The organism is Methylocucumis oryzae, assembly GCF_000963695.1.
GTDB classification, from domain to species: domain Bacteria; phylum Pseudomonadota; class Gammaproteobacteria; order Methylococcales; family Methylomonadaceae; genus Methylovulum; species Methylovulum oryzae.
In genome coordinates this window covers 1-13,139 of sequence record NZ_LAJX01000150.1, presented here as the reverse complement: position 1 = coordinate 13,139, position 13,139 = coordinate 1, and the positions used below count along the sequence as shown (strand labels likewise).

Here is a 13,139-nt window from a genome sequence, read left to right as displayed (position 1 = left end):
CATATTGACGGCAAAAAAACCGTATTGATTGGCATCCAGTTGTGGGTTTTGTTGCCGCCATTGGCTAATTTCTTTAACGGCTTTGTCCTGCCATTCAAAGCCTTGCTTGCTGTTTTGCTTTAATGACTTAACGTCACGAACCCTCTCCAACTCTTCATTGTTTCCTTCCAGCATGGGTAAAAAGTGGGCGGCGTGTCCGGCTTGCTTGGCAACACCCAGCAAATGCTCATCTAAAGTTTGTTTGAGAAGCCTTTTTTTTATTGCCGTCACGTTCAGTATTGGCATACAAGGCCAATTCACGATTTTTTAAGCGATTTGGATCGTCTATTTTTAACGATGAGTAGAAATGATCGCCCAACATTAACGCAAGACGACTTTGCAGAAGTATCAAACGCCAACTGCCATCGTTGATGGCTTGTTCCAATAGCGGCAAGTGCTGTTGTAAGCGAGTGGCTTGTTTCTTACATTCTTTTAGCCAACTGGGTGAGTCGCTGGGTAACCCTTTGGGGTAGTCAAAACAACGTGGTAAATTTTTCTTGAAGGCTTCGGCATCGTAGCTATTTTCATAGCCCCAATTTTGGGTGATACGTCTAAACACGCTACTAAAATCTTCGGCTGGTTTACCTGCTGTTTTTTCAAGTGTCGGTAAACGATGATGGGTGACAATCAACCACGCCAATACACTCGCGGCATGGGGCAATTGATAAAGCGGTGCTTTGGTTTTTTTAAGCACTGTTTGCTTTAAGGTCGTTACGTCAAATTCAGCATTTATCAGCCGATTCAGCCATTGTTCGTCCGTTTCTCCATTAACATAAGCGTTGAAAAACAACACGGAAATCCATTCATGCCGTAATGGGTCGCCTGTATTTTTATTTTCCATAAGTTTCGCTTGAAAATATTCTGACGCTTTGCCCCAATCATGAAACAAAGCCGCCAATGCGCTCAGGATTTTTACTAGCGGCAAGTACATCCAATCATTCTCCCAATGACTATTCGCCAAGTTTTTGCGTGTGCGATTCACCGGCACAATCCCCTCAGAATTAAAACACCGCCGATTCCCCACAATCCAAACCAACTCACTTCGGCTTCTCGACCGATGCCAATGACACGCCACCGCCGTGTTTTTGGTGGCGGTTTTGCGCAGCAGGGTTTTGACGGCAATGAGTCCGTCTTCGGTTATCACGGTTTGCCAGGTGTTGTCGCCGATGCGGTTGGCGAAGGCGTCGAGGACGCGGCGGGTGCGATTCAGGGCTTTTTTCTGGCATTGGCTGATGAAGGTGACCATCATGATTTTATTCCTCACTCTGCTCGCTCTCGCGGGGAGAGGGTTCTGATTGGCCAATGGCTTGCTGTTTGACTTGTTCAAACATGAAGTCTAGCGCCTTATGTTCGGTGAATTTTTGCAGGATTTGCTGACGGAAGTCTTGTTCGCTCATTTTTTCTTTGGCACAGATAAAACGCCCACGGTAAAACCAGGGCGTCTTTGACTAAATCGGCGACATCGAATACTAAAGCGCCACGGCGGGTTTTTCCGTGCATGACGGCAAATCCATGCGGAATGCCTAGCACCCATAGCGTGGTAGCGGCTAGGCCGTAAGCCAGGTAATTGCCGTGATTTAGAAATCCATTCGCGACATCGGTAGCGTTGGGGTCACGAGTGAAGCCGTTTTGCTGCGTGAGATTGGCAGCGTAACGGTATAGCTGTTTGGTGAGCTGGGCTTCATGCGAGAACAAGTCGCCGACTTTGTTTGCGGTGTTGAGTTTTTCGCCGTGGGTTTTTATCGCTACGGTTAGGTTGTTGTCGTCGGTAAAAAATTTTCGGCTTTTAAGTCGCGGTCTTTTGACCAGATGCGTTGCAGATAGTCGATACGGGCGCGTTGGAAGCTTTTGGCGACGGCGAGGCGTTGGTTTTCATCAAACCAAAATTTTAGCCAGCCTTGCACGTATTCAGTAGGGCGGTATTCGCTTTGCGGCGTGAGCCATTCAATTTCATTACCGGATAACAACGGGGTGCCGCCTCCGCCGCAAAAGCCAACAAGTACGCCTGCACTGGCGAGCATACGCATTGCAGCTTGTGTGATGGATGTGCCAGTGCCAAGTAGAATCACTGTGGTGTTGGCGATGGGAATGTTCCAATAGAGATTTTCGTCTTTTGCTTCGGTAAGATATAGCACACGACCATCTTTTTGCATGACTCGGCATTTTTCCAAGTAATAGATGTTTGCGCGTTTAGAGTGCAGAATGGCTTTTAAGTCGGTAAGAGCTTCCATTTTTATTCCTGCTAGGGCGTAGTTGCGTTAATTAAATCGGCTACCAACATAAAACGGCACAGGGTGTAACCATTAAATCAAGCCATGTTCGGCAAAAGAATACGGTACGCCATCACCAACAATAAAATGATCTAATACGCGAATATCGAATAAGGCCAGGGCTTTGGTTAAGGTTTGCGTGATGGCTTTATCGGCCGTGCTAGGTTCGCTGATGCCTGAGGGATGGTTATGTGCCAGAATGACGGCTGCGGCGTTGTAGTGTAAGGCTTGTTTAACCACTTCGCGTGGGTAAACACTGGCGCTGTCTATCGTGCCTCGGAAGAGTTCTTCAAATTTTATGACGCGGTGTTGGTTGTCTAGGAATAAACAGGCGAATACTTCATGGCTGTAGCCGCGTAATTGCGCGCTTAAATAGGCGCGTGTGCTATTGGGACTGGTTAGCGCGTCGCCACGCTGTATTATTTCTAAGAAATGGCGCCTGGCCATTTCCATTACTGCTTGTAATTGCGCATATTTGGCTTTACCTAAGCCTTTGCTAGCGCAAAACTGCTCTTGTCCTGCTTCTAACAGGGTTTTAAGTGAGCCAAATTCGGTTAATAATTCTTTGGCTAAATCAACTGCGGATTTGCCTTTTACACCAGTACGCAAAAAAAATTGCCAGTAACTCGGCATCAGTTAATGCGCTTACACCGCGTTCTAATAGTTTTTCTCTAGGTTGGTCACAAGCGGGCCAGTCTTTGATTGCCATACGCTCCTCCTATAAACTAAGACAAGCCGGATAGTCCGGCTTGTCAGCTCTACTTCAAGCGGTTACATTCGGTTTTTAGATAAGTAGGGTGCGTGTGTGCACCTTTATAACATCAAAAAAATCAATGAAAAAAGGTGCGCACAGCGCACCCTACAACTAAAGTGTGTAGCCCGAATGTGACCGTTCAGAGTATATGTTACACTTCAGCAGTTGCTAACCACAAATCATGTTTATTGCATAGGCTTAATACATAAATAGCGCCGCTGTAATTGTCTAGCGTAAATGTTGACAATGCGACTTTATCTTCAATTGGATTAAACATGTGTTCGGCAACAAATTTATAAGCGCTATCCAGTAAAACATGCTTGACGATGTAATGCTCGTAGCCTTTCATTTCGTGTGGCGTGACCACTTTAACCAGTGTTTGGGTATTTTGTTTGCTTAGTTCTATTTTAGGTAAATGGGTGGCGGCTTTACCACTCCAGCGCCCTTGCGCAGCTTCGGTGTAATATAAGTCGCCAAGGGTAGGGGGCAAAACGCCTGTTGCCGCTAAGGCATTAGGGAGTACTAAACTTGTTGTTAAACCGGTTATCCCGGCACGGATAAAATCGCGTCGTTTCATAGTGGCCTCTCGTTGTCATGGGGTTAGTATTCATTATCATTCATTATCGCTGTCTTACGGTAGTTTTTTCTTAACTCTGTAAGGCTTAAACGCGTATTCAGATAATGCAGTAATTGGAAAACCTTGGGTGCGCCGCCAATGGCGACGGCATCGACTAAACAATACCAAGCAGCGACACCACTAGGTGGATTGCCTTGGGGTAGTTGCAATACGGGGTCTATTGGCGCCCAGTGCCAGGTTCCTACTGCCGTGCCGATAAGTTCTAGCCATGTTGTAATAAAAAAGGCGGCTAAATACACCATCGGTGAACGGCCTTTAAATAAATAAAGCAGAAATATACAAAATAACAGTGCGCCTACCGAATCGCCTTGTTTAGCTAAGCCACTAATACCCCAAATAGACCATAATCCACAGACGAGTACAACCAGTGTGGCGATAACTCTTGCATGGTTTAAAAACAATCCGGAGCGGGCCAATGCGACAGCGGTTAAATACACCATGCCATGACCGGGTGGAACGTAGGCGGGAACATTATGAAATCGGTAAATATAGCCTTGCATAAACGGCGAAGCAAAATGCTCACCAATCGTAGCAAAGGCAATTGCTATCGCGACTTGCATTCTGACTTCGCGGTTTTTCGCCTGATAAGAGGCAAAATAAGAAAATCCATGCACAAATACCTAATGCATTTTGTTTTGCTATATCGGCATCGGCATCAGTGATTAAACAAATCGCGACGCAAACAAAGGTAAAAATTGCAATAACGTAATCACGCGTTTTATGGCGATAGTTTTGCTGGGGATTGGGAAAGTGACGTAACACAATAGCTCTCTAAAAACTAAATATTAGGCAAAAAACCATGCGATAACCGCATATCGACTGAATTTTCCTAGCGCAATCAACGCGCAAGCGGGTAAGTAAGGCAATCTTAACCAGCCACCCGCAAAACAAAGGGCGTCGCCAATAATCGGCAACCAAGCAAAATAAAGCGCCCATAAACCGTGTTTTTTTATGTAGGTTAACGCTTTTAGCTGTTTTTCAGGTAACACACGCGTTGTTGGAAACCGTATAGCCGCTAATGAGCCTAAGCCCCATGTTGTCATCGCGCCTAAACTGTTACCCACGGTGGCGATTAATAATAAGTGATTTATCGAAAAAGTTTGGGTATGTACTAAATAGGCGAGTAGTGCTTCTGAGCCACCGGGCGCTAGCGTCGCTGAGATAAATGCGCTGATAAACAAGCCCAATAATTCTAATGAGTTATCCATGATGGTATGGCAATCTTACGCCCATAAAAAAACCCCTGTGTTTGTATGCACAGGGGTTTTGCTTAATAAAGCTGTTAATGACCGGAGTTGTCAGGTAAGGCTTTATTTTTGTTAATCATTTTTAGCAATTGGTTAAAGAACTTTACAACAATCTCCACGCCGGTTCGTAGCAATTCAAAAATATAAGTAATGATTTCTGCTGCAGTCATGCCTTTAAATTTCTTAACTAACCAAGGTGCGGCTATTAGACCTAAGACTAAACCAATAATGGTCATGCCTGAGATTAAAGGCTCTTGTTGCGGTGTGTTTGATGCGGCATTAGCTGCCGGAGTGGCTGGAGCATTAGGGTCAGGTATTGGCTGGCTCGCTAACAGTTTTTCTTCTGCTTCCGCCGCTTCCATGATTTGGTGTAGGCTGCCATGGTAATCATCCGCAACAGCAAGCGCTGTGACGCCAGGGATACTGGATAAATCGCCATCGCCTTTGCCCACTTTTAATTGGGCTTTCATGCCTTTTTCCATGTGTTGTGCAATATCACAATGCACTAAGTACGTTTTATCACCTGGCGGTAGAATCAATGTACCTGAGATTTTACCGGGTCCTGACACTTCTAAATGGAACATGCCTTTAGGGTATAAGTACTTAGGTAAACCGTGCATCATCCATTGATGGCGAATTTTGTCATCATTAATAAAATGCACGGTGAGCTTAGTGCAGGGCTCGAAGTTAAATTCCTGGGTATCGAACGCGAACATTCTGCCTGGAAACTTTTCCGCATATTTGTGACCCGCATGAACTGTGATTTCACGTGTTTCGGAAATGCTGTCGCAGCCACCCGGTAATTTATCGGAATTTTGTCCCATGACCATACCACCGGCCATGTCCATTAAGTGACCATCGCCGTGATTCATTAACATTCCGTCATGCTCCATGTAGTCTAAAGACCACGCGTTAGCACTGACTAACAAAGATATGACGCCGATAGATAATAGTTTCAGCATTCGTTTTCCTCAGAGTTCATTACACAGCACAAAGAAAAGAGGTTTATACGCATTAGGCGCTCTTTTTAAAACCAAGATGTTTGTCAACAGCAGCTTTAAAACCTGCATGTGACAAATAGAGGATGTATAAAGCAGCAAAACCTAAGAATACGAATAATAAGATGTTAGTTGAACTTGCTGGTTGACCGCCACCTGCGACAAATCCCATGTGTGCATCTAAGCGCTCGCCTTGGTCAGGAATTAAGGTGATATGGATTAAGTATTTACCAGGGTCTGCGACGCCTTGAGGTAAATCTAAGTTTACGGTGCCAGATTTATGCTTAGCAGCAGGAAGGAAAAAAGACGCGTGTGCCTTCTGGTTCTTTGGTGACTTCAAACTCAACCGTCATATCGCGGTAGCGATTGTCTTGATAATCGAAAACTAATAAGGTTTTAGTGTCTGTGCTGGGTAACTTACCGCAAAATTCTTCGGCTGGAAATTGAGTAGGTTGATAAGCGGTGTAGTGTATCCAATGGCCAGGTTCTAATTCAAATTTACATTGATCGGTATCAGTACCTTTAGCGCCACCATGTGCCCAGATTATTGAAGAAAATAGTAATCCCGCAAAAAATACAAGGGTATTTCTAATCAGTTGTGTTGTATTCATAACACCTTCCTGTCTTGTTGATTCGTTATAATTATAAAAAACGTTAGTGTGCTTGTTCGCTATGCGCTAACATATCTTAACTGCGAAACGGCTAGCAGTCGCAAACTCTAGCACATCAAACTACCCAAATAAAGGCTTTAATGTTTCAAGCGGCATCCTGTTATAGGTTATGCTGTAAAACCTTAACAATAATAAGGGATGATGGGTTATCTCTTGCTTAAATGCAAAGAGTATGTGATAAAAATAGCTTTGATTCACATACGGCTTTTACCTGTTCGCACCATAAATCATCTTAAGGAAACTCAGATGCAAGCCAAGCTTAACACTAAAAACTATATTAGCAAATGATAATACGCTTGCTATCCTATTGTGAACCCTACGCCTCACGTAGACTTTAGCCCTTCTCTTTATAATGGAGCTGCCCACACATGTCATCTTTGACTACCTCAAAAGCATGGTTAGATTTACAAAATCACTATCAGGCAATGCATGAACATTCGTTGCGCGATGCTTTTGCTCAAGACCCTGAACGATTCAATAAATTTTCGTTAAGTTTTAACGATATTCTATTTGATTACTCCAAGAACAGAATAACTGATGAAACCATGCCATTATTATTCGCATTGACGGAGCAAGCGGGCCTACGCGCCAAAATAGAGGCGATGTTTACCGGGGAAGTTATTAATAACACCGAACATCGGGCTGTTTTGCATACCGCGCTACGCAATCGTAGCAATACGCCTGTTTATGTCGACGGTAAAGATGTAATGCCTGAGGTTAATCGGGTGTTAGCGAAAATGCGAAAATTTTGCGAACTAGTTCGTTCTGGCGCCTGGAAAGGCTATACCGGCAAAGCAATTACTGATGTTGTAAATATCGGCATTGGTGGTTCGGGTTTAGGGCCTAAAATGGTGGCGGCGGCATTAACACCTTACGGTTCTGCCTCGTTAAAAGTGCATTATGTCTCGAATGTTGATCAAGCCGATATTATTGAGAAATTAAAGCCGTTAAACCCAGAAACGACGTTATTTATTGTTGCATCCAAGATTTTTACCACGCAAGAAACGATGATGAATGCTCGTTCGGCAAAAGAGTGGTTGCTGGCTGCAGCTAAAGATGCCAGTGCAGTGGCTAAGCATTTTGTCGCTATTTCTACTCATGCCGAAACGGTTGCTGAATTTGGTATTGATACCGACAATATGTTTGAATTTTGGGATTGGGTTGGCGGGCGTTATTCGTTATGGTCGGCGGTGGGTTTATCCATCGCGTTATATGTCGGCATGGATAATTTTGAAGAATTATTGCTAGGCGCACATGAGGCGGATTTACATTTTCGTAATACGGAATTCGCCCAAAATATCCCTGTGATAATGGGCTTGTTAGGTATTTGGTATAACAACTTCTTTAATGCTGAATCCCATGCCTTATTACCTTATGACCAATCCATGCGCTATTTCTGCGATTATTTCCAGCAAGGTGACATGGAAAGTAATGGTAAAAGCATTACCTTAACGGGTGAACCTGTGGATTACAGTACTGGCCCAATTATTTGGGGGCAACCTGGCACGAATGGTCAACATGCATTTTTCCAGCTTATTCATCAAGGCACTAAGCTGATACCGTGTGACTTCCTCGTTGCAGCGCTGAGCCATTACAACTTACCCGAACATCACGAGATTTTAGTCTCAAACTTTTTTAGCTCAACCTGAGGCGCTCATGCGCGGTAAAACCGAGGCCGAAGTTAAAGCAGAATTAACACCTGAACAGCAACAAGATTCTGCTTTAGTGACGTCTAAAATATTTCCAGGCAATAAGCCGTCTAGCTCGTTTATGTTAAAGAAAATGACGCCTAGAACATTAGGCAGCTTATTAGCTTTTTACGAGCATAAAATATTTGTGCAAGGAGCTATTTGGAATATTAATTCGTTCGACCAAATGGGCGTTGAGTTAGGCAAAGTATTAGCCAAAGCGATTCTGCCTGAGCTTAAAAATGATGCGGTGATTACTAGCCATGATTGCTCAACCAATGGATTGATTAATGCGTATAAGCGTTTTTAAAGCATAAGGCTTGCAATAAAGGTTGTTCCTGGCGATTGTAAGTCGTTAGGAGCGCGTGGAGTCTATCTTGTTATTTTTACTGTAAAAATCGAGAGTTGCTGTTATGAAAAAATATGCTATTGGCTTATTAAGCTTAATTGGCTGGGTTAGCTTAGAGATAAGTGCTGCCGAGTTGGACAGAGTCGCTGTCGAGCAGCGTTTGGCTAAGGCTGATGCCACACATCTTGCTGACTTAAGACGTAAAGACCTAACTGACTTAGATTTATCTAACTTAGATTTTCGCCAGGCGGATTTATGGGGCTCCGATTTACGCCGGTCTAATTTAAGCCATAGCGATTTATCCGGATTAAACTTGGATTTAACCGTAATGACTAAAATCAATTTGTCAGGTGCTAATTTAGCCAATACCAGCATTTTTGGCGTACACATGGCTTCGGCTAATTTAAGCAAAGCCAAGCTAACTGGCAGCCGTTTTATTGCTAATCTCGATAAAAGCGATTTAAGTCAAGCGGATTTAAGCCATGCTAATTGGGGCGTGGACATGCAAAATCAACCAATGGGTTTAATGCGCGTTAGCTTAAACAGCGTCAACTTAACCGGTGCGAATTTGACCGAAGCGAACTTAAACCGTGCTTTAATGCGTTTTGCCAATCTATCAGGCGCTAAGCTAAATCGTGCGGTGTTGTTTGGTATCGATTTTTCTGGGGCAAACCTAGCTAACGCTGATTTATCGGGGGCCGATTTGTCTACGTGTCTGTTTGAGGATACTAATTTTAGCGGTGCTAATTTAGAGGGTACGGTGTTTTCTGCCAATATTGATAAATCCAAACTCAAAGGTTTAGCGCAAAGCAAAAACTTAGATAAAGCGATTTTTAAGGCTGATTAAGCGATAACATGTATCGCGAAACCTTAGCATGTTTGTCTCAAGATACTTACCCGTTAGGCCATAGCACGAATTTAATCGGGATTCCTACTGCCATTTTGGCCGACCCGATTTTTAATCAACATCCAAAACCTCTGCATATTTCGGGTACGCGTGAATCAGCCGCCAGTTTATTCACGCAATTAGCTAAGCAAAACTGTTTAGAAGCCTGTCACCGTATTTTTCAAGATTACATGTGTGTGATTTTCGGCCATGAAACGGAGCAGCGTTTAGGTGTTGATAAACACGGACGTCGCCGCTATAAAAACAGCTACTTAAAACTTATTCAAGATTGGGGCTTAGACTCTAATAATGCCCAAGCTGCCGTACTAAAAGGCTGGGTAGAAAGCCGATTTGGCTTATTCCCAACGTTTCATAAACGACGCTTATTGAGCTTTATCAGTAAAGACTGGGTAGACTATTTAGAAGAAAAAATGAATAGCCGCTACCACAACAATTGTATCTTTATGCAATTGGATTTGTTATACGAATATTGTCAATGGATTATTGAGCGTTTTCAGTTTCCAGCACTCAGCCATAAGACTTTGTTTCGTGGTGTTAATCAGCTAGATGCTTGGACGCTGCAACCTGCCGACCATCCTTATCAACTCATGCGCTTAAACAGCGTCAACTCGTTTACCGACAAACGCAGTATCGCCAGTGAGTTCGGCTCTTATATTTTAGAAGTCGAAGTGCCTATGGTGAAACTGCTGTTTTTTAGTGATTTATTAAGCCATCACGGTTTGCATGGTGAGGCCGAATATATCGTTATTGGCGGCGATTATTATGTTAAGGTTAGCCGTTGATAGATGCCTTAGCGCCTTTCTTGTCCCCATTTGAAAATCACAGGCGTACCTTGATTATGCAAGATAATTTGCTTTTTCTCTTCTTCCGCCACTGCGCCGTTCGCTAAAGGCTTAGTAGAAAGCGGTGCGGCAGGTATGGTTTCTACGCGTAACTTAGGCATCCAGGTTACGGTTTTAATGCTTTCTGGGGTTTGCGGTGTCAGTTTGGTGATTTTTAAATCATCTAATAGCTGAAAACAAATAGAGCTTATATCATCAGCTAAGCTTGCTAGGTTGGGTTTGTTATTAGCGCTGACGGTTTGGGTTAATTCGGCGTGTTGTTCAGGATGCGCTTTGGCTTGGATGCGGCATGTGATAGGTAGTACATGAGCTTTTTGAAAGTCTTTGGCTCTAGGGTCTGAGTTGCCGGTACTAAACGACAGGCCAACCGGCGTGCTACCATATTCAATAGCGCCAATCTCGGCGGTCAGGGAATGCGAATACGCTAAGTCGTTTTTTTCAACTGTCAGTGGAATATTCCAACTGTTTAAGTTGGCTTTAATCTGGTCAACTAAGGCATTTTGGTCAGTCGGGCTAGCTATTATGTTGTCTACATTGCCTGAAACATTGAGCGTTATCGTTTTAACAGATGTGCTATCTATTGTGTTAGCAGAGCCAGTTGAGGCAAGCATCAAAAACAAAGCGAACACAGAATAACGTGCGACTTTAATGTGAGTATTCATAGTATTTCCTAAAAGCTTACCGGATAGCTTAACGTTGTTAGCGGCTCTAATGGCTAAAATTATAAGTTGTCATCATACACAAGAGCGTTATCGTCTGTAAACGCATACTGATGCTAGGAAATGTAGAGTGTTGGGGATAGAAAGTCATGGGTTGTTCGCCCATGACTTTTGTTATGAATGGCCTCGCACACCATCACGAATTAGACATTAGTGTGGCTATATTAATGTCCAGATAGGTAGGGTGCGCTGTGCGCACCTTTTATAACAACATAAAAATCAATGAACAAGGTGCTATACGAAGCCATTTAGATTAGCCTGATTAATGTCCTGCAGGAATGGTTGCAGGGGTAATTTTGGCGTATTTGCCCGATAAAAATAATATAACAGCCACGGAAAGATAACTAAACGAAACGGTTAATGATTGAGCAAAGCCTATGGATTCGCCGTGCATGAGTCCTACGAAGGTTAAAACGGCTGCAGCGAGTGCGAATTGCGAAGCCGCTATTAATTTGCGTTCAATAATAAAGGAAGCAATAGCCCCTAACATTAATCCACCTAATATTGCTCCACCCCCTAATACTTCAAGGCCGTGATATAAAACACCGACACTGCCGAGTTTATCCAAGCCTACCGCTACAGCATTAGTACCCGCAGCTCCTAAGGCATTGTCGATTTGGAGCTTGCCCCATGCCGCCAAATGTGGAGTAAAAGCTAAGACTATTGCAGGGGCATGGTCTTTAGGTGTTTCTTGAAATGCTTGTGCGCCGATTAACATGCCGATATAAAGCAGAATAGGCGATATGGCAACGACAGGAATGAGTGATGCCATTAGCGCAATAATACCTAACCAGGACAGTAATAACACAACAACGCCGGTAGCGGCCGAATAGCCAATGCGTCCGCCCATTGATTTCCAGCCTGGATGGCCAATATAAACTGCATTAATAAAAGGATTTCCCATTAGACAACCGATTAAGCTGACAACGCCGTCGGCGGTTAATACTCGGGTAGTGGGAAAACTGTCGCCTCCGGCGGCGGCGCTTTCCACGTTGTCCATGGCTTCAACAAGGTCATAAACGCCAAAAGGAATGGCGGTGACTAGAATAACCCCTAAAAACTCAAAGCCAGAGAACACATGGCCAATCGCAGGAATAGGTAACGAAAATCCAAAATTGCTAAGAGCGGCAGTCACATTGCTTAAGCTCATGCCGCCATAATTTAACCCTAGCGCAGTTGAGCTCCAGGCGATAATCGTGCCTACAGCTATCGCCACTAAGCCAGCAGGAATGCCTTTGAAATAGTTAACTCCGCCAAACCAACCCGCCAAAATAATTGCAAAACACACAACGCCGACAACCGGTGTCATAAACATCTCTAAAGCAGGCCGCATTGAAATAAATGCGACAGATACACCGGCTAACGTACCTAATAACGCGGCTCGAGGTGTGATTTTTCGGATAAACGGGGCAATAAAGCTCCTATCATTAAGACAAAGCTTTGAATAAATACCCAGGCTAAACCTGCTTCCCAACCTTTAACCGGATCGCCTGTGCTTAGTGATATGGGCATCATAATCACGAACACGACGACAAACATGTGAGGAACGCTGACGCCGGAAGGCAATGCGCAAACATCGTCTCTGCCGGTTTTTTGTGCCAAGTTGTAGGCTAAGTAAGCGTAATAAAGCGTACTTAAAAACAACATTAAGCCAGTAGCTGGCAAAATGCGCTCAAACACTAAGTCATCGGGCATTTTTTTCAGCACGAATCGTAATAATCCTGTTAATACTAATAGATTAACCAGTATATTCGTGCCAAAACCGAAGAAAGCATTCCAGTCTCCTAAAGACCAAATCTTAACTTTTGCTTCTGTCATTACGCCCCCTACTATAGTTAGAAAAAAGGGCTACAAACTTAAGATGGGACAGGGCGTTTAGAACGACAGAAAACAGCTCCTGCGTTTTCTGCATTCGCCACATCCTTGTGGCTCCAGGTGTCGGCAGCAGGGATGCTGCCGCCAAACCTACAGGGACGTATTTACGGCGTCCTGCGGTCTGAATGACCTGTTCCGTCTTA

The 13,139-nt window shown here is 43.9% G+C and carries 15 protein-coding genes and 3 pseudogenes; 3 read left to right on the top strand and 15 right to left on the bottom strand.

The genetic code is table 11. The features are described 5' to 3' along the window. From VZ94_RS23215 to VZ94_RS32240, 11 genes and pseudogenes are all read right to left on the bottom strand, one after another. A partial coding sequence (locus VZ94_RS23215; protein ID WP_131655575.1) for a hypothetical protein occupies nt 1–222 on the bottom strand: 222 nt, incomplete at its 3' end. Between the two features lie 4 nt (nt 223–226). Beyond that, the gene (locus VZ94_RS14630) at nt 227–1,288 is read right to left on the bottom strand and encodes a P-loop NTPase family protein (RefSeq protein ID WP_052700574.1); all 1,062 of its coding nucleotides are present in this window, start codon (nt 1,286–1,288) and stop codon (nt 227–229) included. A gap of 95 nt (nt 1,289–1,383) precedes the next feature. Continuing rightward, on the bottom strand, nt 1,384–1,782 hold the full coding sequence (gene cas1f / locus VZ94_RS30875; protein ID WP_275575268.1) for a type I-F CRISPR-associated endonuclease Cas1f: 399 nt from the start codon (nt 1,780–1,782) through the stop codon (nt 1,384–1,386). Between the two features lie 8 nt (nt 1,783–1,790). Further along, nucleotides 1,791–2,270: a type I-F CRISPR-associated endonuclease Cas1f gene (gene cas1f / locus VZ94_RS30870; protein WP_275575267.1), complete on the bottom strand. Its 480-nt coding sequence runs from the start codon at nt 2,268–2,270 to the stop codon at nt 1,791–1,793. A gap of 72 nt (nt 2,271–2,342) precedes the next feature. Then, nucleotides 2,343–3,018 (bottom strand): annotated as a pseudogene (gene radC / locus VZ94_RS14620) (RadC family protein). Nucleotides 3,019–3,214: 196 nt separating this feature from the next. Further along, entirely contained in the window at nt 3,215–3,640 is a 426-nt protein-coding gene (locus VZ94_RS14615) for a desulfoferrodoxin family protein (protein WP_045779793.1), read from the bottom strand. A gap of 23 nt (nt 3,641–3,663) precedes the next feature. Continuing rightward, a pseudogene (locus VZ94_RS14610) lies at nt 3,664–4,462 on the bottom strand (hypothetical protein). Between the two features lie 23 nt (nt 4,463–4,485). Next, complete coding sequence (locus tag VZ94_RS14605; protein WP_045779792.1) at nt 4,486–4,908, bottom strand: YqaA family protein; 423 nt, start codon at nt 4,906–4,908, stop codon at nt 4,486–4,488. Nucleotides 4,909–4,982: 74 nt separating this feature from the next. Continuing rightward, on the bottom strand, nt 4,983–5,909 hold the full coding sequence (locus tag VZ94_RS14600; protein WP_045779791.1) for a cupredoxin domain-containing protein: 927 nt from the start codon (nt 5,907–5,909) through the stop codon (nt 4,983–4,985). A gap of 52 nt (nt 5,910–5,961) precedes the next feature. After that, nucleotides 5,962–6,291: a hypothetical protein gene (locus VZ94_RS32245; protein WP_338040429.1), complete on the bottom strand. Its 330-nt coding sequence runs from the start codon at nt 6,289–6,291 to the stop codon at nt 5,962–5,964. Further along, nucleotides 6,230–6,556 carry a hypothetical protein gene (locus VZ94_RS32240; RefSeq protein ID WP_338040428.1) on the bottom strand — a complete coding sequence of 109 codons (327 nt, stop codon included), beginning with the start codon at nt 6,554–6,556 and terminating at the stop codon, nt 6,230–6,232. Before VZ94_RS32240 ends, VZ94_RS32245 begins: the two co-directional genes overlap by 62 nt. Nucleotides 6,557–6,984: 428 nt before the next feature. Between VZ94_RS32240 and pgi the strand changes: the two are divergent. The 3 genes and pseudogenes from pgi to VZ94_RS14580 all read left to right on the top strand — a co-directional run bounded on the left by pgi (nt 6,985) and on the right by VZ94_RS14580 (nt 10,342). Next, nucleotides 6,985–8,614: pseudogene (pgi, locus tag VZ94_RS14590) on the top strand (glucose-6-phosphate isomerase). A 103-nt stretch (nt 8,615–8,717) separates the two neighbouring features. Further along, nucleotides 8,718–9,500, top strand: coding sequence for a pentapeptide repeat-containing protein (locus tag VZ94_RS14585; protein ID WP_045779790.1), 783 nt, complete (start codon nt 8,718–8,720; stop codon nt 9,498–9,500). 8 nt (nt 9,501–9,508) lie between these two features. Continuing rightward, nucleotides 9,509–10,342 (top strand): NAD(+)--dinitrogen-reductase ADP-D-ribosyltransferase, encoded by an 834-nt coding sequence (locus VZ94_RS14580; protein WP_045779789.1) that lies wholly within the window; start codon nt 9,509–9,511, stop codon nt 10,340–10,342. An 8-nt stretch (nt 10,343–10,350) separates the two neighbouring features. Here the strand turns inward: VZ94_RS14580 and VZ94_RS14575 are convergent, their stop codons facing one another. From VZ94_RS14575 to VZ94_RS27105, 4 genes are all read right to left on the bottom strand, one after another. Then, a complete protein-coding gene (locus tag VZ94_RS14575; RefSeq protein WP_052700573.1) occupies nt 10,351–11,064 on the bottom strand; it encodes a hypothetical protein in 714 nt (237 codons plus the stop codon). 319 nt (nt 11,065–11,383) lie between these two features. Next, nucleotides 11,384–12,430, bottom strand: a complete 1,047-nt coding sequence (locus VZ94_RS14570; RefSeq protein WP_239649968.1) for a hypothetical protein — start codon at nt 12,428–12,430, stop codon at nt 11,384–11,386. 59 nt (nt 12,431–12,489) lie between these two features. Further along, entirely contained in the window at nt 12,490–12,939 is a 450-nt protein-coding gene (locus VZ94_RS29270) for a hypothetical protein (RefSeq protein WP_239649967.1), read from the bottom strand. Next, on the bottom strand, nt 12,920–13,139 hold a 220-nt coding region (locus VZ94_RS27105; protein ID WP_045779788.1), incomplete at its 5' end, for a hypothetical protein. The genes VZ94_RS29270 and VZ94_RS27105, both read right to left, overlap by 20 nt.